Raw genomic sequence first — 22,403 nt, 5'->3', positions numbered from 1 at the left:
ACCCCGGCCCCGCCGTCACGCGGCGGCGCGCACGACGGCCTCGGCGACGGTGGTGGCCACCTGGCACACGTCGACGTCGAACCGGCCCTGCCGGACCTGCACGCCGCCCACGCCCCGCTCCAGCCGCACGAGCACCGCGCACGCCGTGCCCTCGCGCGGGCTCATCGTCACCCGGTGCGCCTCCCTGCCCGCGACCTGCACCTTCGTCGTGCGGTCGGGGGCGGTCCCGCTCAGCGCGAACCCGTCCGGCACCGCCCAGAACACCTCGGTGGTGAACAGCCCGGAGCCCTTGCCCTCGTTGTGGTTGGTGTAGACGCACGAGGTCGCGAAGCCCTCGTCCGGCAGCCGCAGGGTCGGCACGACGCCCCTGGGGTGCCTGACCTGCTCGGGGAACGCCGCCCAGCCCAGCGCGCACGGGTCGAACGGCGCGCCGACGGCCGCCGCGTCCGGTGGCACGGGGTGCGCGCCCAGGACCACCGGGGCCGTGGCCACCCGCTTCGCGGGCGGCGGCTCCTCGCCCATCGCCGCCAGCACCTTCTCGGTGCTCTCGTCCAGGCCGGGGCAGGTCAGCGACTCCACCTGCACGGTCTGGAGCTGGAGGTAGCGCAGCACCAGCTCGCTGCTCTCGTCCACCAGCGGCAGCCCCGACTGCCAGGCGAACTCGTTGCGGCACCCGGTCGCCAGCTTCTCCTTGACCACGTCCCGGCCGCCCATGGTGACCACCTCGGCGCTGTCCGGCCGGTTGCCGACGGGGTCGCCGCCGATCAGGAAGCTGACCTCGATCCGCTGGGGGCGGCCACCGCCGCGCCCGACCTCGACCACGCAGGTGTTCGTGCCCAGCGGCTTGTCGATCCGCGCGCCGGGGGAGTCCAGCAGCGCCGAGGCGGGCACGCACGGGTCCAGGGTCGCCAGCGCCAGCTCGGGCGAGCTCCGCCCCTCACCGGCCGAGGGCGGGTCGGACCACAGCGCGGCGGTCGACTCCAGGTAGCTCCGCCCGGCCCCGCACAGGTCCACCCCCGGCGTGCCGCCGCCGTGCACCCCGAACTCGACCAGCGGGCTCACCAGCCCGCGCGAGGACTCGGGCAGGCCCAGCTCCTCGTCGACGTCCAGGTAGAACGAGCACCTGGCGTCCCGGACCACCAGCGCGGTCCGCCCGGCGACCTGCTCCGGCGCGCCCTGCGCCCGGCCGTTGGCGGCGTTGGCGGCCAGCGTCAGCTGCACCTCGTACTTCAGCTCACCCGCGCCCTCGCCGACCGCGACCACCGCCCGGCAGGTGCCGAGCACCGTCGCGGGCAGCACGAGCTCGGTCCGGGCGCCGGGGAACGCCTTCGCCATCGCCGCCTCGTCGTAGAGCAGCCCGCAGGCGTCGACGGCGCGCAGGTGGGCGTAGGCCACGGCCAGCGGCCGGTCCTCCTCCTCGATCTGCGCCACGATCGCGGTCGAGCCCTGGGCGCGCTCGTCGGGCGGCACGGGCACCGCCCTGGAGCCCACGACGGTGGTGCAGGCGGCGAGCGGCAGCAGCAACGCCGCGACCAGCGCGCCCGAACGCGCCCCCCGCCCTGCTGTGGAACCCCGTGCGACGAACAAGTCGACCCCCCGGTCGGTGCGGTGCCGTGAACGGCGCTCCCGCGAACGGCCCCCTGCCGCCCGCGACGCCCCTGCCGGGCGCGCGCCGCGCACGAAGCTAGCAACGCGAGCCGCCCGGCGCGGGTGTTTCGCCTGAGTCCGTCGGAACCGGTCGGAACCGGTCCTCGGTGGACGCCCACGCCCGCCCGCTCACAGCACCCGGCGCGGCCCGCGCCCGCGGACCGTCCACAGGGGAGCGGCACGTCACCGCGCGCGGGTCGACCGGCGGCCTCGACGATCTCCCCGGCGACCGCCGCGCTCACCGCGCACGGGTCCACCGGGAACTCGTCCTGCCACAGCCCGACCCCGGCCGTGCCGCTGCCCGGCGCCACGACCGTCCCGCACGTCGGCTCCCGCCCCGCTCGGTCGAGGCCGGGCCCGTGCCCGCCCTCCCCACCAGGTCGAACGCGCCGGGCTCCCACCACTGCGCGATCGCGCTGAACAGGGCGGGCTTGGCGCCGGAGCCCGGTTCGGCGGGGTGATCGGGATCGAGTCGCTGGTGGAGCAGTCGCAGCCGGTGGCGAAGCCGTCGTCCGGGCGCAGCGGCAGCGGCCTGGTCCGCTGCGGGTTCCTGACCCGCGCGGGGAACGCGCCCCAGCCCGTGCCGCCGATGCCGCACGGGTCGAACGGCGCGCCCACCTCCTTCGCCGTGGGCGCGGCGGCCAGGTCGCCCAGCCGCACCTGCCCGCCCGCCGGGTTCGGGTCGACGGCCGCGTCCCGCGCGTGATCGTCTCGGCCGTCCGGTCGTCGACCGGGGCGATGGCGGGCCGCGCGGGCAGGACCTTCAGGCCGCTGCCCGCGGCGGGCGCCCCGGTGGCGGGCACGGCCGCGAGTCCACGACCGCGGTGCAGGCGGGCAGGAGCGTCGGCGCCACGCCCGCGCACCTGCGCGGCTCAGCCCGCCGTGCAGCTCACCGACGGGGACGCGGGCGGCTCGCCCGAGCCGTTGAACCCGAAGTTCGTGCTCCCCCCGGCCTGGATCGTGCCGTTGTAGCCCTCGTTCGACACGACCACCGTGCCGCTGTTCCGGTTCAGCCTGCCGTTCCACGACGACGAGATCGTCTCGCCGCCCGTCGCCGTCCAGCTCACCGTCCAGCCGCTCACCGGCGCGCCGCCGGGGTTGCGCACCACGACCTCGCCCTGGAACCCGTTCGGCCAGGAGTTGGTGATCCTCAGCGTCGCCTCGCAGCCGCCGGGGCCGGAGGGGGCCTGCGACTCCTCCTCCGACTCCTCGGTCTCCGGGGGCGCCGAGATGCTCGGGGTGACCTTGCGCGAGTACGCCGTGGTCGTCGTCGCTGGCCCGCTGCTCGACGGGTCGGACGCGGCCTGCGGCGACCCGGTCTCGTCGTCCGAGGTCGTGGACAGCGCGAAGCCGAGCACGACGCCGCCCGCGAGCAGCGCGCCCGCGATGCCCGCCCAGGCCATCGGCCGCAGCGACAGCTGCCTGCGCACCGCCAGCATCATCGTCCGGCCGCCCTGGTGGGCGGCGGCGGGCGGCGGGGGCGCGATCACCGGGGGAGCGCCGGGGGCGGGCACGGTGCGCGCGGCGGGCGGCAGGGGTTTGCCCTCGGCGGTGGCCTGGAGCATCTGGCGGGCCTGCGCCATGGTCGGGCGGTGGTCGGGCTCGCGGGCCATCAGCAGCACCAGCACGTCCGCGAGCGGGCCGGTGGTGCGCGGCGGGGTCACCTCGCCCTTCGCGGCGCGGCGCAGCAGGGCGTACGGGTTGTCCTCCAGCCTGCCGAACGGCGGGTGCCCCTCGACGGCGGTGTACAGGGTCGAGCCCAGCGAGAACACGTCCGACGCGTGCGAGGCCGACTCGCCCGACGCCACCTCGGGCGCCAGGAACGCCGGGGTGCCCACGACCTGCCGCGCGTCGGTGACCGTCCCCTCGCCGACCGCCCGCGCCACGCCGAAGTCGGTGATCTTGACGTCGCCGTCGTCGTGCGAGATCAGGATGTTGTACGGGGTGACGTCCCGGTGCACGATGCCCGCCTGGTGCGCGGCGGTCAGCGCCGAGGCCACCAGCCCGCCGATGCGCGCCACCTCGCCGGGCGGCAGCGGCCCGCGCTCGTCCAGCAGGGCGCCGAGGCTGTGCGAGGGCAGGTACTCCATGACCAGGCACGGGGTGCCGTCGTGCTCCACGACGTCGTGCACGGTGATCGCGTTGGGGTGCCGCAGCCGGGTCGCGATGCGGCCCTCGCGGGCGATCCACGCGCTGGAGTCGGCCGACCGCACCGACTCCTCCAGGAGCTTGACGGCTATGACGCGGTCCTGCTCCTCGTCCCGCCCCCGCCAGACGACCCCCATCGCCCCTTGCCCGACCAGCGACTCCAGCCGGTAGCGACCGGCGATCAGCTCTCCCGCGTGTGGCACGGGCCGACGGTACCGAGTCACCGGGCGTAGGGGCCACCCGACTGGGTGATAGTGGAACGGGCCGCCGGGGTGCCGGAGACGTCTCCGGACAGACCGGAAAGCGCTTTCCGAACCCCAGCGCGAAAACCCCCGACCGGGAGGCCGAGCCCCGACCGGGGGCCGCCGCGCACCCGCTCAGCCGTCGAACGCCACCCGCTCGTCCAGCAGCGAGCTGACGTCCCCGGACACCTCCTCCGGGTCCTTCCCCCGCCGGAACACGATCGCAGGCCCGCCCCCGCGCACCGCGACCGACGTCCCGCCGACCACGCACGACCGCGCGCGCCCGTCCCCGGACACCCGCAGGTGCGTGCCCTCCCGCAGCCCGAGCACCGGGACGTCGTTCTCCTCCAGGAACTCCAGCAGCCTGGTCTCCCGCGTCTCGCCCATGTGCGTGCTGGTCGGGTCCGCGTCGATGAAGTGCGGGTTGATCTGGAACGGCACCAGCCCCAGCGCCGCGAACGACCCCGGCTCCACGATCGGCATGTCGTTGGTCGTCCGGATGGTCGGCGCGGTGATGTTGGTGCCCGCGCTGGCGCCCACGTACCGGGCCGTCCCGGCGCGCACCGCCTCGCGGATCGCCACGTCCAACCCCTGCCCCTGCAGGGAGCGCAGCAACCGGAACGTGTTGCCGCCGCCGACGACGACCGCGCCCGCCGACGCCACCGCCGCCACCGGGTCGGCCTCGCGGTGCAGCCCCCGCAGGGCCACCCCCGCGGGGGCGAACGCGTCGGCGACCTTCGCGGTGTACGCGTCGTGGTCGGCGAGCGCGTAGGGCACGAAGAGCGCGTCCTCGACACCGGCGAGGAAGTCGCGGATCTCGGGCAGCGCGTGGGCGTAGGGACGCCCGCCGTGATTGGTCGAGTTCGAGAAGAGCAGCAGGTCCACGCGCCGAAGTTTACGGATTAGCAACCGGGGGGGCTGGATTGCGGCCGATGGAGCATTTACGGTTCATCCCGATGACAGGAAAGCCTTCCCGATTATCGGGAAGCCCACCGTCCGGAGGGACCCCCTGTGGCTGACGAGCTGCTCACCGTCCAGCGTGCGCTCGACGTGCTCTCGCTGTTCTCGGCGACCGAGGACACGTGGGGCGTCAGCGACGCCGCGCGCCGCCTCGGTCTGGGCACCTCCCAGGTCCACCGGATCATGGCCACCCTCGCCGGGCGGGGCTTCCTCGTCGCCGACAAGCGCACCCGGATGTACCGGCTGGGGCCCGCGCTGATCGGCCTCGGCCACCTGGCCGCCGAGTCCGACGCCAACCGGCAGATCGCGCTGCCGGTGCTCAACCGGCTGGCCGCCCTCGTGGGCAGGTCCGCCGTGTTCAACGTGCGCCAGGGCTCCCGCTACGTGCTCGCCGCCGCCGCCGACGCGCCCGGCGACCTGCGCTGGGAGCTCACCCTGGGGCGCAGCTACCCCTGGTACGGGGGCGCGGCCGGGCACGCGATCTTCGCGTTCCGGCCCCAGGAGGAGATCGACGCGCTGATCGCCTCCGGCTTCGACGAGTCGACCGAGACCGGCCCGCACGACGCCACCACCCTCCACAGCCTGCACACCGCCGTGCGGGAGCGGGGCTTCGCCACCTCCACCGGTGAGGTGAACCCGCACGTGACCTCGGTCGCCGCTCCCGTCAGATCCGGGAGCGAGATCACGGGCTGCATCGCGGTCCTCGGCGTGACCCACCAGGTCGCCGCCACCCCTGAACTCGTCGGCCACCTGCTCGCGGCCGCCGCCGAACTGTCCGACGCCCTCAGCCGGACAGCGTGAGAGGAGACCTCTGTGTCCCTTGACTCCTCGAAGGACCCCGCGACACCGACCACCGGTGACGCCCCCGAGAAGCACCCCAGGGCTTTCGAGCCCATCACGTTCGTGATCATCGCCCTGCTCAGCGTGCTCGGAGCGATCATCGGCCTGCACATGATCACCACCCTGGGCGTCTCGCCCAACACCTCGGTGATCGGCGCACTGGTCGCCATGGTCGTGGGCCGCTTCGCCTTCCTCGGCCTGGCCAGGATGCGCAGCGTCCACCGCCAGAACCTCGCCCAGTCCGCGATCTCCGGCTCCACCTTCGCCGCCGCGAACTCGCTGCTGATTCCGATGGCGATCCCGTTCGTCTTCGGCAAGCCCGAGCTGGTCTGGCCGGTCTTCATCGGCGCGGGCCTGGGCCTGGCGATCGACGTCTGGATCCTCTACCGGGGCTTCGGCTCCTCGTTCCTGCCCGCGCACGCCGCGTGGCCGCCCGGCGTGGCCGCCGCCGAGACCATCAAGGCAGGCGACTCCGGCGGCCGTCAGGCCAAGATCCTCGCCGTGTCCGGCGTCCTCGGCTTCGGCGCCAGCTTCGCCGGTCTGCCGATGTCCGCCGCGGGCGTCGCGCTGATCGGCAACGTCTGGGCGCTCGGAATGTTCGGCGTCGGCCTCCTGGCCGCGCAGTACGCCCCGGTCCTGTTCAACGTCAAGCTCGCCGCGCTCTACGTGCCGCACGGCGTGATGATCGGCGCCGGTCTGGTCGCCCTCGTCCAGGCCGCCCTGCTGCTCCTCGGCCGCCGCTCCAAGAAGTCCGAGGCCAAGGACCCCCGCAGGGAGGGCGCCGAGGAGAAGAAGGCCGCCGCCGCGAAGGCCGACGGCTCCGACGCGGACCTCGAAGACGATCCGTCCATGGTGGACACCGTCACCATCGGCAAGCTCCGCCGCGCCTTCTCCACCGGTTACCTGCTGTACGTCGGTGGCGCCGCGATCCTGGCCGTCCTCGCCGGGGTGCACTCCGAGCTGTCCGTCCCGGCCCTGATCGGCTGGGTCCTGTTCGCCGCGTTCGCCGCGATCGTGCACGAGATCATCGTCGGCCTGGCCGCCATGCACGCGGGCTGGTTCCCCGCCTTCGCCGTCACCCTGATCTTCCTGATCGTCGGCCTGTTCCTCGGCTTCCCCCAGGTGCCCCTCATGGTCCTGGTGGCCTACTGCGCCGCCACCGGCCCCGCGTTCGCCGACATGGGCTACGACCTCAAGGCGGGCTGGCTCCTGCGCCGCGCGCACCGCCCGTACAGCGCCTTCGAGCTGGAGGGCCGCCGCCAGCAGCTCCTCGCCAGCGTCATCGGCTTCGCCGTCGCGGTCGGCGCGGTGGCCCTGCTCTGGCAGAGCTACTTCACCAACGGCGACGTCCCGCCCGTGTCGAAGGTCTACGCCGACACCATCAAGGCCGGCCTCGGCGACCCCGAGGTCCTGCGCAACCTGCTGATCTGGGCCGTCCCCGGCGCGATCATCCAGCTCATCGGCGGCCCCAAGCGCCAGATCGGCGTCCTGCTCGCCACCGGCCTCCTGGTCGCCACCCCGAACGCGGGCTGGCTCGTCCTCGCCGCGCTCGCCCTGCGCGTCCTGTGGGTCCGCAAGCGCGGCCCCGAGGGCGAGAACGACGCCGCCCTGGTCGGCGCGGGCCTCATCGCGGGCGACTCGATCAACTCCGTCGGGAGGATCTTCCGTGGCTGACCCGACCACCGCCCCCGAGCCCGTCACCCTGGGCGTCGTCACCATCGGCCAGACCCCGCGCGCCGACCTCACCCCCGAACTGCGCGCCTGGCTGCCCGGCGTGCGGATCGTGGAGCGCGGCGCCCTGGACGGCGTCACCCCCGAGCAGATCGCCGAGTGGGCCCCCGCCGAGGGCGACGAGGTCCTCACCACCCGCCTGCGCGACGGCGGCTCCGCGATCGTCGGCCACCACCACATCGCCCCCAGGGTGCGAGCGGCGGTCGCCGACCTTGAGGAGGCCGGGGTGGACGCCGTCTACCTGGCCTGCACCGGAGAGTTCGGCGAACTGGAGCACCGGGGCCCGGTCCTGCGCCCCGAGTTCATGATCGGCCACGCGGTCGCGGCGATCGCCGCCGGGATGACCACCGTGGGCGTGCTGGTGCCCCTGGAAGAGCAGAGGCGCCACCCCGACACCAAGTACGCCCCCCTGGACGCCGAGGTCGTGGTGGCCGTGGCCACCCCGTACGCCGGCTCACCCGAGGCCGTGGCCGAGGGCCTGCGGTCCGCCGCAGCCGAGTTCAAGGCCGCGGGCGCACAACTGATCGTCGCCGACTGCATCGGCTACACCCAGGCGATGCGCGAGGTCCTGGTGGCGGAACTGAACGTGCCCGTGGTGCTGGCCCGCTCCGTCGTCGCCCGCCTGGCCGCCGAGCTGCTCGACCGGGGAGCGGCGGTATGACCCGCCGCATCGGGGTCATCCGCGTGGTCACCTCCACCGACCTCGACTTCCTGGGGACGCACGGCCGCATCCTGGAAGCCGAACTGGGTGTGGTCACCCGCACCGCCTGCATCCCGGACCAGCCGCGCGGCGTGCACGACGACGAGTCCTTCGCCTTGGCGGACAAGAAAGTCCCCCTCCTGGCCGAGGAGATGGCCCCGCACGTGGACGCCATCGTCATCAGCTGCGCCGCGGACCCCGGCCTGGCAGCCGCCCGCACCCGCGCACCCATCCCCGTCCTGGGCGCGGGCGCCTCGGCCGCCGGGGTCGCCCTGACCCTGGGGGAGCGGGTCGGCGTCCTGGACCTGACCGCCGCCACCCCGCTCTCGGTCACCAGGGTCCTGGGCGACCGCCTGCACGGCGCCATCCAGCCCGACGGCGTCACCGAGACCGCCCACCTGCTCACCGAGCAGGGCAAGCGATCCAGCCTCGACGCAGGCCGCCGCCTGGTCGACAGCGGCGCCGACGTCCTCCTGCTCGCCTGCACCGGCATGACCACCATCGGCCTGGCCGAACCACTGCGGCGCGCACTGGGCGTGCCGGTGGTGGACGCGGTCCGCACCGCCGGACTCCTCGCCGCCAGACCGTTCTGACCACCGGCGACCGTCCACTCGGGACACATCCGCGGGGGCGGTCGCCGGTTCCCCTGGGCTTTCCGCCCTCCCCTTGAACTTTCCCAACCTCCCCCCAGCGTGAGGAGCACGTGCCCATGTCCTGGCGTCACGTCATCGAAATGTCCGACCTGCTCGACTCGCCCTCCGCGAGCGGCAAGGCCGTGGCCGAGGTGCTCAAGTCCCTCGGCGCCACCGAGGTCGAGGTCACCGAGGTCACCGGCGAGGCGGGCGAGACCGAGTTCGTCAAGGTCCTCATCCCCGGCACGAACGGCCGCAGCTCCGGCGGCGACGCGCCCACCCTGGGCATCATCGGCCGCCTCGGCGGCCTCGGCGCCCGCCCCGAGCAGATCGGCTTCGTCTCCGACGGCGACGGCGCCCTCGTCGCCCTCTCCGCCGCAGCGAAGCTGCTCGACGCCGCCGCGAAGGGAGACCGCCTGCCCGGCGACGTCATCGTGAGCACCCACGTCGACCCGGACGCCCCGACCCAGCCGCACGACCCGGTGCCGTTCATGGGCTCCTCGGTCGACATGGCCGTCACCAACTCCGTCGAGGTCTCCGCCGAGATGGACGCGATCGTGTCCGTCGACACCACGCGCGGCAACCGCATCTGCAACCACCGCGGTTTCGCGATCACCCCCACCATCAAGGAGGGCTGGATCCTCCGCGTCTCCGAGTCGCTGCTCGACATCGTCGAGCGCACCTCGGGCCAGAACCCGGTGATCCTGCCCATCACCACGCAGGACATCACCCCGTACGGCAACGACGTCTACCACGTGAACTCGATCGTCCAGCCCACCACCGCCACCCCGGCCCCGGTCGTGGGCGTCGCCCTGACCACCGTGACGGCCGTTCCCGGTTCCGCCACCGGGGCGAGCGACCTCCAGGTCGTCGAGAGCGCCGTCCGCTTCGTCATCGAGACCGCGAAGGACTACGGCCGAGGCATCGCGTCCTTCTACGACCCCGCCGAGTTCGCGCGCCTCACCTCCCTCTACGGCTCCCTCGCCCACCTCCAGACCAAGGGCGCCGAGAGCTGACTTCCCGTTGCGGCGCAAGGGGGACGGCCCAAGCCGTCCCCCGCGCTCGCACGTGCGCGTAATACGCACCCAGGGGTGCCCCGATCGTCCACATGTGACACGGGGCACGCCTCGCGGGCGTGTGTTCTTCACTTCCCTGCCTCTTGATCTTGTTCACCCGAACGGCCCTGTCACGCAGGGTGATGTATCGGAGAAGATTCGTCCCGTTGCGCTGAGTAGCGGCAAAGGCCGTGCTCCAACGGGGAGTCGAACTGCTGTCTGTGATCACCGGTCGCGCGCTGAAGCGCGCCCGTTCCCTGGCTGCCGGTGTGGCCCTGGCTGTGCTGGCCACGGTGGCCCCCGCACTGCCCACCACCACCGCTGCCGCCCAGGCGCAGCACGGACTTCCTGACGCCACAACGGTAGGAGCCTCTCCAGGCGTCCTCCCCCCGGTGGAGCAGACCACCGTGGAGCGCCCCGCCGCCACCCCCGCGAACCCTCCGGCGGCCACCCCCGCCGTCACCACCACCGTGACCGCCGGCGGCGCCACCCACGTGCACGCCCCGTACCTGGCGGACTACTCCACCGACCCCACCTTCAGCGTCGGCACCTACAACGGCGGCGCCAACCGCGCCACCGCCTTCCTGCACTTCGACACCGCGGGCTCCACCCTCACCGGCCGCACCATCCTCGACGCGACCTTGTGGCTGTTCAACACCTGGTCCTACTCCTGCGCCCCGCGCCCCGTGCACGTGGACGAGATCACCGCCGACTGGTCGCCGTCCGGCCTGAAGTCCTGGCCCGGCCCCGAACGCGGCCCCGAACTGGGCACCGCCCTCTTCTCCTCCGGCTACCTCGCCGCCTGCGCGGAAGGCGGGGCCTGGCAGCAGATCCCCCTGAACGCCGCGGGCCGCGCCCTGGTCCAGTCCTGGGCCGACGGCGCCCCCAACCGCGGCCTGGCGATCCGCACCGCCGAGGACGACTCGTACAGCTGGAAGAAGTTCGCGGGCGCGACCAGCACCACCCCGCCCCGCCTGGAGATCACCACCAGCCCCACCCCTCAGCCCGCCGCCGCCCCCGATTCGGCCAAGCACAACGGCGCGGTCCCCCCGCGCGCGCCGATCAGCACCGCCGCGACCACCCCGACCCCCACCCCCCACGTCGACCGCGCGAACCCGTTGCCGCGCAACGACACCCCCGAACTCCCGGTCCACCGGACCGGCGCCCCCGCCACCACCGCCCACGCGGCCGGTGAAGTCCCAGGAGACACGCCCTCGCCGGCGAGCTCTCCGCGCTTCACCGCCTGGACGGCCCAGGAGGCGGCACCCCCTTTCCCCGCCCCACCGGGCGCGGAGCCGCCGACGACGAGGTGGACAGCCGCCTCCACCCCGTCGTCGCAGCCCACCCCCAGCCGGGACGGGATTCCCCTGGGACGGGGCCCACCCGCACCAAGCCGTTCCCCGTGCAGACGCTGATCGACCGGCACCACCACCGGTGACCGCGACCGTCCCCACCGGCGACGGTCACCGGAAGCACGCACCCGCACCGCCGTCCCGGCGGCCGAGGTCCGACGTCCCGCGCCCTGGAGATCCGGGCGGGGACCACTCGCCCGGACCCGACCGCGAGCGGCCGATTCCGACGTCCCCCCAGCCCCGATCGCCGGGCTGGCACGCGGACGACTCGCCCGGAGTCGGCACGACGGCCCCTCCGACGTCCCAGCCTGCCCTCACTCGCCGGGCAGGCCCAGCGGACGACTCGCCCGGAGCGGCCCAGGACAGCGGCAGCCGGGGCGGAACCCGGCCGCAAGGCCGTGCCGGTCGCTCGCCGTCGCAGTGCGCCCGCGCGCGACCCCTGAGCGCGCGGGACCCGCGAACCCCTCGCGGGGCCGACTCCGCACGCCTGGTGATCTTTACACTCGAACCCGAGACCCCCGTCCACGACGCGGGGGCGCGAGGTGCGGGGTGGTTCCGGTGCGGGACGCGGTGCGGCGGCTCGGCGAGGTCGTCGGCTGGGACGGGCTCTCCCACGCGGTCACCCGGTGGGACCTGGTCGAGGCGCGACTCGGCTTCGCGCTGCCCGGCGACTACCGGGAACTGCTCGACGTCTTCCCGCCAGGTTCCTTCCGCACCGCGCTCGGCTCGACGCTCACCATCACCCCGCCCCTCCTCGTCGACGGCGCCCCGGACCAGCTCTGGCAGTTCCAGACCGAGCTGCGCGAGCTGGCCGACTGGAAGCGCGAGCACCCCGGCGACGTGCCGCACCCGCTGCTGCCCGACCCGCTGGGCCTGGTGCCGTGGGGGCGCGGCGACCAGACCTGCCTTCTCTGGGCGCGCCGCTCGGTCGACCCGGACTCCTGGACGGTCGTCGCGTCCAACGGCGGGCTGTGGCGGCGGGGTGACGAGCCGGTGGTCGAGGAGTTCGACTGCGGCGCCGCCGAGTTCCTGCTCGGGATCGTGACCGGCGACCTGGTCAGCCGGGTGCTCGACCCGGTGGGGGAGCGGCGGCCGGGCGGGGTGTCCGCGGTCTCGGGCGCGTTCGCCCCGCTCGACCGGCAGCTGTGGTCGCGGTGGCACCACAAGGACGAAACCCTGACGTCCCAACGGTGATCCGGCCGCCGCCCTCCGCTACAGGTGCTCCACGACCCGCTCCGCCGCCTCCAGCGCCACCCGGCGCATCGCCTCGGCGGTCTGCGCGCCCACGTGCGGGGTGATCACCACGTTCGGCTCGGCGCGCAGCGGGTGGTCGGCGGGCAGCGGCTCGACCGCGGTCACGTCCAGGCCCGCGCCCGCCAGGTGCCCCTCGCGCAGCGCCACCAGCAGCGCCTCCTCGTCGAGCACCCCGCCGCGCGCGGTGTTCACCACGACCGCGCCCTCGGGCATCGACCGCAGCCGCGCCAGACCGATCAGCCCGCGCGTGCCCGGCGTCAGCGGCACGTGCAGGGACACGTTGTCGGACAACGACAGCAGCTCGTCCAGCCCGACCGGTTCCGCGCCCGCCACCCGCACCTCCCGCTCGCCCAGCACCGGGTCGTGCGCGAGCACGCGCATCCCGAACCCGCCCGCGCAGATCGCCGCCACCCGCCGCGCGATCCGCCCGAACCCGACCAGGCCCAGCGTCGCCCCGGACAGCTCGCGCCCCCGGATCGCCGACCGGACGTCGCCGTCGCCGCGCACCGCCACGCCGATCCCGCGCCGCACCGCCAGCAGCAGCGCCACCGCGTGCTCGGCCACCGACTGGGCGTTCGCGCCGGGCGTCGTGGTGACCACGATCCCCAGCTCCCGCGCGGTCTCCACGTCGACGGTGTCCACACCGACCCCGTGCCGCGCCACGATCCGCAGCCCCGGCGCCCGGCGCATCATCGCGCCGTCGACCCGGTCCGTGCGCAGCAGGATCGCGGTGACCCGCTCGCTCACGCCGTCGAACCCGACCGCGCCGTCCCCGTAGCCGGGCACCACCTCGGCGTGGGCGCGCAGCAGCGCGACCGCGTCCTCGTGCACCGGCTTCGGGATCCACACCACCGGGTCAGCCACGGGGGACCAGCGCCCGGTTCGCGGCCCGGCGGTCGGCCTCGCCCGCGATCAGCTCGGCCACCCTCGCCACCACCTCGCCGATCCGCGCGCGGGGGACGACCGCGACGCCGTCGCCGTCGCCGACCACCCAGTCGCCGGGGGCCACCGGGACCCCGCCGACCGCGATCGTGCCGCCGGTCCGGAACGGCCCCGTCTTCCACGGCCCGGCAGGCGTCACCGCCCGCGCGAACACCGGAACCCCCAACGCCTCCAGCTCCTCCACGTCCCGCGCCGCGCCGTCCAGCACGATCCCGCCGATCTCCAGCGCTTTCGCCTTCTGCGCCACGAGTTCGCCGATCAGCGCGCGGGTGGTGTCTCCGCCGCCGTTGACGACCAGCACCTCGCCCCGCCTGATCTCCTCGAACGCCGCGTGCAGGCCCTTGTTGTCACCGGGCCGGGTCCACACCGTGAACGCCGGGCCGGACAGCACCGCGCCCCGCCACAGCGGCCGAATCCCGTCGGCGACCCCGAACCGCTCCATCGCGTCCGACACCGTCGCGACCGGCTGCGACCCCGCCACCGGGTAAACGTCTCGCTCGTGCACAACCACTCCCAGCGCTAGATCCACTCCGGACAGTCCACGACCCTCACCCCAGCGCGGGCGGCAACCCGCTCACCGCGATGTCCGCGGCGCACCGCTGAACGGCCGCCACGAACCCCGGCACCTTCTCGTCGCCGAACCGCACCGTCGGCCCGCCCAGCGCCAGCACCACCGGCCGCCCCCGCCGTCGGCCGCCGACCTCGGGCACCGGAACCGCCAACCCCGTGTTCCCCGGTTCCCGCTGCCCGTGCGTCAGGCACCACCCGCGCTCCGCGGCCTCCGCGATCACCGCCCGCATCCCGTCCACGTCCGAACTCACCTGCGGCAGCAACGCCTCCAACACCGCCGTCGACTCCAACGACAGCAGCACGTAAGCCGCAGACCCCACCGCGAGCGGAAGCTCGTCCCCCGGCTGCACCACGTGCCGCAACGTGTTCGGACTCGGCGCCTGCCCCACCACCACCCGCCGCACCCCGCTCCGCACGTACAGGCTCACCGTCTCCCCGGTCTCCGCCGCCAACGCCCGCATCCGCGCCGCAGTGGCCTCCGGCAGCGCCCACGCCGCGTCCGCGAACGCCGCGAACGCGATCAGCGCCGTCCCCACCCGGACCTGCCCGTCCGCCGCGCCCTGCTCCAGCAGCCCCTCACCGGCCAGCGTCTCCACCAGCCGCAACACCGTCGTCCTCGGCAGCCCGGTCTCCCTGACCAGCTCCGCGACGCTCAACGACACCCGCTCCGGGGTGAACGCGCGCAGCACCCGCCACGCCCTGCTCACCGCGCGGATCCCGCCGCCGTCGCCCTCGACGGCCGTGCTGCTGGCGGACATGTCGTCTCCTGTTCGTGATTGCGCTCACTCGGAAGACATGCTTACCATCAGGCGGTCAAGGTTGTCCACCAGGCGGACACTAGCCGTCGGGCGACCGGGCAACCCACCTCACAAGCCGGATCACAAGGGAGTGATCGTGCCGAGAAAACGCCTCGCACTCGGGGTCCTGGGGGCCGTGGGCGCTCTCGTGCTCACGGGGTTCGCCGCCGTGGACGCCAGCAAGTCCACCGCGGGGGCCACCCCGCGCTCCAAGCTCACCGTCATGGCCCCCGCCGCGCCCGGCGGCGGCTGGGACCTTGCCTCGCGCGAGTTCCAGCAGGCCCTGCGCGGCGAGTCGATCGTGAACAACGCCCAGGTCGTCAACGTTCCCGGCGCCGGGGGCACGATCGGCCTCGGCCAGTTCGTCGAGATCGGGCCCGACCCGACGCAGCTGATGATGACCGGCACCGTGATGGAGGGCGCGATCACGGTCAACAAGTCCCCGGTGAACCTCCTGGACACCACCCCGATCGCCCGCCTCGCCGAGGACTACGAGGTCTTCATCGTCCCGGCCGACTCCCCCTACCGGTCCCTCACCGACTTCATCGACGCCTGGAAGCGCGACCCCGGGGCCCGGCCCGTCGGCGGCGGCGGTCTGGGCGGCACCGACCACCTCCTCGCCGGTCTCGCGGCCCGCAGCGCGGGCATCGCCCCCGAGCAGATCAACTACATCGCGTTCGCGGGCGGCGGCGAGGTGCTGACCGCCCTGCTCTCGCACACCATCGAGGTGGGCATCAGCGGCTACAACGACTTCCGCGACCAGATCGAGGCCGGAACCCTCCGCGCCCTCGCCGTGTCCGCCGAGGAGCCCGTCCCCGGCATCGACACCCCGACCCTGATCGAGCAGGGCGTCGACGTCGCCCTCCCGAACTGGCGCGGACTGGTCGCCCCACCCGGCATCACCGCCGAGCAGCGCCAGGAGCTGATCGACATCGTCACCGAGATGGCGGGCACCGCCGACTGGGAGGACGCGCTCCAGCGCAACAAGTGGGTCGACAGCCTGCTCACCGGCGACGAGTTCACCGACTTCATCCGCGAGGACCAGGCCAGGGTCGACGCGATCATCGAGGAGCTGGGCCTGTGACCACGCAGCCTGACACCGCACCCGCCGAGCGCGGGGGCGCCGCCGACTTCCTGCGCCGCCGCACCGGCCTGGTCATCCCGCTCCTCCTCCTGGTCACCGGGATTGTCCTCGCCATCGGCACCCTCACCATGGAGGTGCCGCGCAACGCCGCCTCCCCAGGCCCGCAGCTGTTCCCGACCCTGATCGCGATCGCCTGCCTGGTCTTCGCGGTCCTCATGACCGTCGACGTCCTGCGCCGCCCGGAACCGGCCCGCGCCGCGGACCCGTCCCACCCCGCCGCGTCCGAGCCCGCCGCCACCGACACCGTCCTGGTGGAGAACACCACCCCCGACCACGAAGATCACGAGGCCCACGAACCAACCCGCTTCCGGGGCAACCACAGCGCGGTCCTCCAGTTCGTCGGCACGATCGTCGTCTTCATCGTCATCCTCAACCCCCTCGGCTGGCTCCTCTCCGGCGCACTCCTCTTCTGGGGCTCCGCCCGAGCCCTCGGCAGCCGCCGCCCCCTCTTCGACCTGTTCCTGTCCCTGGCGATCTCCTCGATCGTCCAACTGGCCTTCTCGGCGGGGCTCGGCCTGAACCTGCCCCCCGGCATCCTGGCGGGAGTGTTCTGATGGACCAGTTGGCCAACCTCGGTCAGGGCTTCCTGACCGTCCTGACCCCGATGAACATGCTCTGGGTCTTCGTCGGCGCCCTCCTGGGCACCGCCGTCGGCGTGCTCCCCGGACTCGGCTCCGCCATGGCGGTCGCGCTCCTGCTCCCCGTCACGTTCTCGCTCGACCCGATCGGCGCGTTCATCATGTTCGCGGGCGTCCTCTTCGGCGGCCTGTTCGGCGACTCGATCTCCGGCATCCTGATGAACACCCCCGGCAACAGCACCGCGATCGCCGGGTCGATCGAGGGCCACCGGATGGCCAAGTCCGGCCGGGCCGCCCAAGCCCTCGCCACCTCCGCGATCGGCGCGTTCGTCGGCGGCATCGTCTCCTCGGTCCTCGTCGTCTTCTTCGCGCCCTCCCTCGCCCAGCTCGCCACCCTCTTCGGCCCCGCCGAGTACCTGGCGCTCGCGGTGTTCGCGTTCGTCGCCATCTCCGCCGTGGTCAGCGACTCGGTGCTGCGCGGCCTGTCCGCGCTGGTGATCGGACTGGCCATCGCGCTGGTCGGCATCGACGGCATCTCCGGCGCGTCCCGCTTCACCGGGGGGATGCCCGAGCTGTTCGACGGCGTCGACATCGTCGTGATCACCGTCGGCCTGCTCGCGCTCGGCGAGGTCATCTCGGTCGCCGCCAAGCGCGGCACCAAGCAGGACAACGAGATCATCCCCTCGTCCGGCCGCTTGTGGTTGTCCCGCAAGGAGTTCCGCCTCGCCACGCCCGCGTGGCTGCGCGGCACCGCCATCGGCGTCCCCTTCGGCGTCATCCCGGTCGGCGGCTCCGAGGTCCCCACGTTCCTGGCCTACGGCACCGAGCGCAGGCTCGCCACCCGCCGCGGCGACCGGATGTTCGGCAAGGGCGCCATCCAGGGCGTCGCCGGTCCCGAGGCGGCGGGCAACGCCACCGCGGGCACCGCCATGGGCGCGCTGCTCGCGCTCGGCCTGCCCACCTCGGCCACCGCCGCCGTGCTGCTCGCCGCGTTCCGCCAGTACGGCCTGCAGCCCGGCCCGCTGCTGTTCGAGCGGGCCAGCGAACTGGTCTGGGCGCTGCTCGCCAGCTTCTTCGTCGGCATGGTCGTGCTGCTGATCCTGAACCTGCCGTTCGCCCCGCTCTGGGCCAAGCTCCTGCGGGTCCCCCGCCACTACCTCTACAGCGGCATCACCGTGTTCGCGGTGCTCGGCGTCTACGCCACCAGCAGCAAGATCCTCGACCTGGTCCTGGTGCTCGCCATCGGCCTGCTCGGCTTCGCCATGCGCCGCTACGGCCTGCCCGTCGCGCCCGTGCTGATCGGCGTGATCCTCGGCCCGCTCGCGGAGACCGAGTTCCGCAGGGCCATGGCCGTCAGCGGCGGTGACCCGGCGGCGCTGGTGGGCAGCCCCATCGCGATCGGCCTCTACAGCGTGCTCGTGCTCGGCGTCGCCGGGCTGCTCGTCCAGCGGGCGCGGACCCGTCGTCGACAGGAAGCGCAGGCATGACAAGCGAAAACCCCCCGGAGCGACCGCTGGCCGGGGTCAGGGTGCTGGACCTGTCCAACGTCCTCGCCGGGCCGTACGCGGGCTACCAGCTCGCGCTGCTCGGCGCGGACGTGGTCAAGGTCGAGGTCCCCGGCGCGGGCGACCTCGCCCGCCAGCTCGGCGCCTCCGCCGAGCTGAACCGGCACCGGCTCGGGGCGTCGTTCCTCGCGCAGAACGCGCAGAAGCGCTCCCTCACCCTGAACCTGAAGTCGTCGCGCGGCAAGGATGTCCTGCGCAGGCTCGTGCAGAGCGCCGACGTGCTCGTGGAGAACTTCCGCCCCGGCGTGCTGGAACGCCTCGGCTTCGGCTGGGACGCGCTGCGGGAGCTCAACCCGAGGCTCGTGTACTGCGCGATCTCCGGCTTCGGCCAGACCGGCCCGCTGCGCGCCAAGCCCGCGTACGACCAGATCATCCAGGGCTACTCGGGGATGATGAGCGTGACCGGCACGACCGGCACCGCCCCGCTGCGCGCCGGGTACCCGATCGCGGACGTGCTCGGCGGCCTGGCCGCCGCGTTCGCCGTGTCGTCCGCGCTGGTCGGGCGCGAGCGCACCGGGGTGGGCTGCTCGATCGACGTGTCCATGCTGGAGACGGCGGTGACCGCGATGGGCTGGGTGGTGTCGAACCACCTGATCGCCGGTCAGGCCCCGCGCCCGCTGGGCAACGACAACGGCACGGCGGCCCCGTCCGGCACGTTCCGCACCTCGGACGGCGACCTGAACATCGCGGCGAACAAGCAGGAGCAGTTCGAACTCCTCTGCACCGTGCTCGGCAGGCCCGAACTCATCGCCGACCCCAGGTTCGCCGAGCGCGAGTCCCGCAAGGCGCACCGCGCGCAGCTCACCGCTGAGCTGGAGGTGGCGCTGACCAAGGAGAGCGCCGCGCACTGGGAGGAGGCGCTCAGCTCCGCGGGCGTCCCGGCCGCGGCCGTGCTCAGCGTCCCCGAGGTGCTGGCCAGCCCGCAGATCGTGGACCGCGGCCTGGTGCACGAGCTCCCGTTCCCCGGTGGGGTCCTGCCGGACCCGCTCCGCGTGCTGGGCAACGGGATCCGCGTCGACGACCACCCGAGTGCACCGTCGCTCCCACCCCCCGTGCTGGGCGAGCACACGGACGCCCTGCTGGCCGAACTGGGGTGCACCGCCGAGGAGATCGCGGCGCTGCGCGAGGAGGGGGCGGTATGACGGAGGCCACCGGCCCGACGACGGCGGACACCACCGCCTGGTGGTCGACGTCGATCACCCGCATCGCGCCGGGCGAGATCGACCTGCGCGGCTACCCGATCGAGCAGCTGATCGGCAGGCTCGGCTTCGTGGGCGCGATCTGGTTGCTCACCAAGGGATCGCTGCCCACCCCCGCCCAGTCCCGCCTGCTGGAGGCGGCCATGGTCGCCAGCGTCGACCACGGCCCGCAGGCCCCGTCGATCGCGAGCGCCCGGATGGCCGCGACCTGCGGGGTGGGCATCAACGGGGCGATCGCCAACGGCGTCAACGTCCTCGGCGACACCCACGGCGGCGCGGGGCAGCAGTGCGTGGAACTGCTCTCCGACATCGTGTCCAGGGCCCGCGACGACGGCAGGCCGGTGGAGGAACTGGCCGCTGAAACCGTGGCCGAGCACCGCGCCCGCAAGGCGTACCTGCCCGGCTTCGGCCACCGGTTCCACCCCAGGGACCCGAGGCGCGACGTGCTGCTCGCGCTCGTGCAGGAGGCGGTCGACGCCGGCGAGGTCGAGGGCGAGCACCTGCGGGCCGCGCTGGCCGTGGAGGCGGCGCTGGCGCGCGGCGAGCGCAAACCCCCGATGAACGTCGACGGCATCACGGCGGTGGTCTACGCCGAGCTGGGCGTGGAACCGGAACTCGCGCGCGGCTACTTCGTCCTGGCCCGCTCAGTGGGAATCCTGGCCCACGCCTGGGAGGAGTCGAACTCGGGCCGCCGCATCAAGGGCCCCCTGCCCCCGCCGCTGCTGGCCGACTACACCGGCGAGCCGACCAGGGACTTCGAGGGCTGAGCCCCGTCGACGCGAAGGGCCCGCTCCCCCAGGGGAACGGGCCCTTCCGCGTCAGCGCTCGCCGCTCGGGCCCAGCGCCCAACCGCTCAGCGCTCGCCGAGCTGCCACTCCGGCCGCACGTAGTGGCAGGTGTACCCGTCCGGGTAGCGGACCAGGTAGTCCTGGTGCTCCGGCTCGGCCTCCCAGAACTCGCTCGCCCTCGTCACCTCGGTCACCACCTTGCCCGGCCACCGCTTCGACGCGTCGACCTCGCCGATCACCTGCTCGGCCTCGGCCTTCTGCTCGTCGGTGTCGTAGAAGATCGCCGACCGGTAGCTCGTGCCGATGTCGTTGCCCTGGCGGTCCAGGGTCGTCGGGTCGTGGATCTGGAAGAAGAACTCCAGCACCTGCCGGTAGGACAGCAGCGCCGGGTCGTAGACGATCTCGATCGCCTCCGCGTGCCCCGCGTGGTTGCGGTAGGTCGCGTTCGGCACGCTGCCCCCGGTGTAGCCGACCCTGGTGTCCAGGACACCGGGGTGCCGCCGGAACAGGTCCTCCATGCCCCAGAAGCACCCGCCCGCGAGAACGGCGCGCTCGGTCACAGCAGTCATCAGGTGTCGCTCCTCGGCTGGTTCGTGGTCCACCAGGGAGAACGCCCGCGCGCCCCGGTGTCATCCCGCACCCGATTGTGACCCACGTCCACCCCCGCCGCCGAATCGGCTCCCCGCCCTCAGCAGCCCCGGTCGGACCTGGTCAGCGCCACCGAGCCCAGCCGCTTCGCGTCCCGCGGCACGCTCACCTCCCCGCCCGCGCGCCACCCCCGCGCCTCCGCCCCACCCGGTCCGGCCAGCAGGTACAGCAGCAGCTCCACCCGACCGCTCCTGGTGCACACCCCCTCCTCGCCCACCGGCACCGCCCGCGCCCACCCACCGGGACCACCGCGCCCCGGATCGGCGGTGCCCGCGTCCACCGGGGTCAGCGCGCGCACCGGTGGCCGCTCGTGCGGGACCCCGTCGGGACCGGTCAGCTCGCGCGCCACCAGCACCAGGGCGCCCTCCGCCGGGTACGCGGGCACGTCCAGCTCCACCACCGCCACCGGCCCGTCCACCACACCCCCGCACGGCGCGCGGAACACCACCAGCACCCCGTCCGCCGGAGTCGGGTCCCCGCACGCCGCAGCCCCGCCGCTCACCACCCCCGGCCGGTTCGTCGCGCTGCCGGACAGCGCCGCCGACCCCGACGCGGACGCCTCGCCGCCGTCCCCGCGCACCCGGTCGCTGAACGCCACCAGCAGCGACAGCACGCCCACGGCCGCGCCCACGGCCGCGATCAGCGCCACGTTCCGCGCCGCCGCTTCCCGCCGCGCCGCCCGTCCCGATCTGGAACCGCTCACCGATCCTCGCAATCCGGGGTCTGGTCGGCCCTGGTGACCGGCACCCGGTCCAGGAGCCCGCTGCCTGGGGGAACCACCGCGCCGCCCGCGAGCTCCGGGCCCGCCAGGCCCGTCCAGCCGCGCGCGGGGAACCGGTAGGCGAGCAGTTCGGCGCCGGTCCGGTCGCCGACGCACCACGCGCCGATCCGCACCACCAGCGACCACCGGCCCGGCTCGTCCGCCCAGCCCACCACCAGGTCCCTGACCGGCGCGGGCGCGCCGTCCCGGTCGGTGGAGGTGCGCAGCACCAGCGCGATCCCGCTGTCCTCGTCCAGCTCGCCCACGTCCAGCTCGACCCGCTGCCACAGCCCCACCGCCGCCCCCGCGCACGGCTGCCGGAACACCGCGACCGCGCCGGAGGGCGCGGAGCAGGCGGGGGAGCGCACGGGGGGCCGCCCGGTGCTCACCACCGCGTCCACCGCCCGCGGCGGCGCGCCCGGCGCGGCGGGGGAGGTGGCCGTGCTGGCCGACGTGGTCGAGCCACTCGGCGCAGGGGCGGCGCTGGACGATGCGGTGGTCGTCGTGGGCGCGACCGGCGGCGGGGTGACCGAGGGCCGCTCCGCCGGGGTCCTGGTCGCCGGGTTCACCGCCGTCACCGGGAAGGTCGCCGTGACCGTCCACAGTGGACCAGGCTCGGCCGGGTCCGCCGCGCGCACCCGCTCCGCCCGCGTCGCCCCCGGCGTGGTGGCCGCCGCTGCGACCACCAGCACCGCCACCGCCGACCACCCGGCCAGCGCGGGCAGGCGCCGATTCCACCCCATGTCCGCTCCTCAGCATCCGGTCACCGGGTGATCGGTGGAGGAGGCGGACATGTGTCACCGGGAGGCCGCACACCACCCGTTCGGCCGCCCCCTGGGGCGGCTGGGGTA

The 22,403-nt window shown here is 74.1% G+C and carries 23 protein-coding genes; 14 read left to right on the top strand and 9 right to left on the bottom strand.

Annotated features, from left to right (window positions below):
* Positions 1-15: 15 nt before the first annotated feature.
* Entirely contained in the window at positions 16-1,587 is a 1,572-nt protein-coding gene (locus CNX65_RS20905) for a hypothetical protein (RefSeq protein WP_157767760.1), read from the bottom strand.
* 517 nt (positions 1,588-2,104) lie between these two features.
* Between CNX65_RS20905 and CNX65_RS20900 the strand changes: the two genes are divergently transcribed.
* Positions 2,105-2,353 carry a hypothetical protein gene (locus CNX65_RS20900; protein ID WP_096495272.1) on the top strand — a complete coding sequence of 83 codons (249 nt, stop codon included), beginning with the start codon at positions 2,105-2,107 and terminating at the stop codon, positions 2,351-2,353.
* A 166-nt stretch (positions 2,354-2,519) separates the two neighbouring features.
* Here CNX65_RS20900 and CNX65_RS20895 read toward each other — a convergent pair whose 3' ends face one another.
* Positions 2,520-3,998: a protein kinase domain-containing protein gene (locus tag CNX65_RS20895; RefSeq protein WP_096495271.1), complete on the bottom strand. Its 1,479-nt coding sequence runs from the start codon at positions 3,996-3,998 to the stop codon at positions 2,520-2,522.
* A gap of 174 nt (positions 3,999-4,172) precedes the next feature.
* Positions 4,173-4,922, bottom strand: coding sequence for a dipeptidase PepE (gene pepE, locus CNX65_RS20890; protein ID WP_096495270.1), 750 nt, complete (start codon positions 4,920-4,922; stop codon positions 4,173-4,175).
* A 126-nt stretch (positions 4,923-5,048) separates the two neighbouring features.
* Here pepE and CNX65_RS20885 point away from each other — a divergent pair, with 126 nt between their 5' ends.
* From CNX65_RS20885 to CNX65_RS20855, 7 genes are all read left to right on the top strand, one after another.
* The gene (locus CNX65_RS20885) at positions 5,049-5,798 is read left to right on the top strand and encodes an IclR family transcriptional regulator (RefSeq protein WP_096495269.1); all 750 of its coding nucleotides are present in this window, start codon (positions 5,049-5,051) and stop codon (positions 5,796-5,798) included.
* Between the two features lie 12 nt (positions 5,799-5,810).
* Positions 5,811-7,511, top strand: a complete 1,701-nt coding sequence (locus CNX65_RS20880; RefSeq protein ID WP_177154295.1) for an OPT family oligopeptide transporter — start codon at positions 5,811-5,813, stop codon at positions 7,509-7,511.
* Positions 7,504-8,229 carry an AroM family protein gene (locus CNX65_RS20875; protein WP_096495268.1) on the top strand — a complete coding sequence of 242 codons (726 nt, stop codon included), beginning with the start codon at positions 7,504-7,506 and terminating at the stop codon, positions 8,227-8,229. The genes CNX65_RS20880 and CNX65_RS20875 overlap by 8 nt, the downstream gene beginning before the upstream one ends.
* The gene (locus tag CNX65_RS20870) at positions 8,226-8,861 is read left to right on the top strand and encodes an aspartate/glutamate racemase family protein (protein ID WP_096495267.1); all 636 of its coding nucleotides are present in this window, start codon (positions 8,226-8,228) and stop codon (positions 8,859-8,861) included. Before CNX65_RS20875 ends, CNX65_RS20870 begins: the two co-directional genes overlap by 4 nt.
* Before the next feature lie 116 nt (positions 8,862-8,977).
* On the top strand, positions 8,978-9,916 hold the full coding sequence (locus tag CNX65_RS20865) for a DUF1177 domain-containing protein (RefSeq protein WP_096495266.1): 939 nt from the start codon (positions 8,978-8,980) through the stop codon (positions 9,914-9,916).
* 431 nt (positions 9,917-10,347) lie between these two features.
* Positions 10,348-11,370: a DNRLRE domain-containing protein gene (locus CNX65_RS37925; protein WP_096495265.1), complete on the top strand. Its 1,023-nt coding sequence runs from the start codon at positions 10,348-10,350 to the stop codon at positions 11,368-11,370.
* A gap of 486 nt (positions 11,371-11,856) precedes the next feature.
* Complete coding sequence (locus tag CNX65_RS20855; protein ID WP_096495264.1) at positions 11,857-12,501, top strand: hypothetical protein; 645 nt, start codon at positions 11,857-11,859, stop codon at positions 12,499-12,501.
* 18 nt (positions 12,502-12,519) lie between these two features.
* Here the strand turns inward: CNX65_RS20855 and CNX65_RS20850 are convergent, their stop codons facing one another.
* Genes CNX65_RS20850 through CNX65_RS20840 form a run of 3 tightly spaced genes read right to left on the bottom strand, consistent with a single transcriptional unit; the run spans position 12,520 to position 14,831 of the window.
* The gene (locus tag CNX65_RS20850; protein WP_232519931.1) at positions 12,520-13,425 is read right to left on the bottom strand and encodes a hydroxyacid dehydrogenase; all 906 of its coding nucleotides are present in this window, start codon (positions 13,423-13,425) and stop codon (positions 12,520-12,522) included.
* Positions 13,418-14,008 carry an RraA family protein gene (locus CNX65_RS20845; RefSeq protein ID WP_096495263.1) on the bottom strand — a complete coding sequence of 197 codons (591 nt, stop codon included), beginning with the start codon at positions 14,006-14,008 and terminating at the stop codon, positions 13,418-13,420. The genes CNX65_RS20850 and CNX65_RS20845 overlap by 8 nt, the downstream gene beginning before the upstream one ends.
* Positions 14,009-14,051: 43 nt before the next feature.
* Positions 14,052-14,831, bottom strand: a complete 780-nt coding sequence (locus CNX65_RS20840) for an IclR family transcriptional regulator (protein WP_096495262.1) — start codon at positions 14,829-14,831, stop codon at positions 14,052-14,054.
* A gap of 136 nt (positions 14,832-14,967) precedes the next feature.
* On the opposite strand from CNX65_RS20840, the gene CNX65_RS20835 reads away from it, so the two are divergent.
* The 5 genes from CNX65_RS20835 to CNX65_RS20815 are packed head-to-tail and all read left to right on the top strand — an operon-like array spanning position 14,968 to position 20,123.
* Positions 14,968-15,954, top strand: a complete 987-nt coding sequence (locus tag CNX65_RS20835) for a Bug family tripartite tricarboxylate transporter substrate binding protein (RefSeq protein ID WP_096497901.1) — start codon at positions 14,968-14,970, stop codon at positions 15,952-15,954.
* On the top strand, positions 15,951-16,568 hold the full coding sequence (locus tag CNX65_RS20830) for a tripartite tricarboxylate transporter TctB family protein (RefSeq protein WP_232519930.1): 618 nt from the start codon (positions 15,951-15,953) through the stop codon (positions 16,566-16,568). Before CNX65_RS20835 ends, CNX65_RS20830 begins: the two co-directional genes overlap by 4 nt.
* A complete protein-coding gene (locus tag CNX65_RS20825) occupies positions 16,568-18,079 on the top strand; it encodes a tripartite tricarboxylate transporter permease (protein WP_096495261.1) in 1,512 nt (503 codons plus the stop codon). Before CNX65_RS20830 ends, CNX65_RS20825 begins: the two co-directional genes overlap by 1 nt.
* Complete coding sequence (locus CNX65_RS20820) at positions 18,076-19,299, top strand: CaiB/BaiF CoA transferase family protein (RefSeq protein WP_096495260.1); 1,224 nt, start codon at positions 18,076-18,078, stop codon at positions 19,297-19,299. Before CNX65_RS20825 ends, CNX65_RS20820 begins: the two co-directional genes overlap by 4 nt.
* Complete coding sequence (locus tag CNX65_RS20815; RefSeq protein ID WP_096495259.1) at positions 19,296-20,123, top strand: citryl-CoA lyase; 828 nt, start codon at positions 19,296-19,298, stop codon at positions 20,121-20,123. The genes CNX65_RS20820 and CNX65_RS20815 overlap by 4 nt, the downstream gene beginning before the upstream one ends.
* Before the next feature lie 86 nt (positions 20,124-20,209).
* Here CNX65_RS20815 and msrA read toward each other — a convergent pair whose 3' ends face one another.
* The 3 genes from msrA to CNX65_RS20800 form a co-directional block, all read right to left on the bottom strand.
* Positions 20,210-20,713 carry a peptide-methionine (S)-S-oxide reductase MsrA gene (msrA, locus tag CNX65_RS20810; RefSeq protein WP_096495258.1) on the bottom strand — a complete coding sequence of 168 codons (504 nt, stop codon included), beginning with the start codon at positions 20,711-20,713 and terminating at the stop codon, positions 20,210-20,212.
* A gap of 119 nt (positions 20,714-20,832) precedes the next feature.
* Entirely contained in the window at positions 20,833-21,495 is a 663-nt protein-coding gene (locus CNX65_RS20805) for a hypothetical protein (RefSeq protein WP_157767759.1), read from the bottom strand.
* On the bottom strand, positions 21,492-21,941 hold the full coding sequence (locus CNX65_RS20800; RefSeq protein ID WP_096495256.1) for a hypothetical protein: 450 nt from the start codon (positions 21,939-21,941) through the stop codon (positions 21,492-21,494). Before CNX65_RS20800 ends, CNX65_RS20805 begins: the two co-directional genes overlap by 4 nt.
* Between CNX65_RS20800 and CNX65_RS20795 the strand changes: the two genes are divergently transcribed.
* Positions 21,934-22,326, top strand: coding sequence for a hypothetical protein (locus CNX65_RS20795; RefSeq protein WP_096495255.1), 393 nt, complete (start codon positions 21,934-21,936; stop codon positions 22,324-22,326). The genes CNX65_RS20800 and CNX65_RS20795 overlap by 8 nt on opposite strands.
* The last annotated feature ends 77 nt before the right edge of the window (positions 22,327-22,403 follow it).

Source organism: Actinosynnema pretiosum (genome assembly GCF_002354875.1).
Taxonomy (GTDB): domain Bacteria; phylum Actinomycetota; class Actinomycetes; order Mycobacteriales; family Pseudonocardiaceae; genus Actinosynnema; species Actinosynnema auranticum.
The sequence above is the reverse complement of the archived record's forward strand: the minus strand, read 5'-3'. Positions and strand labels throughout refer to the sequence as shown.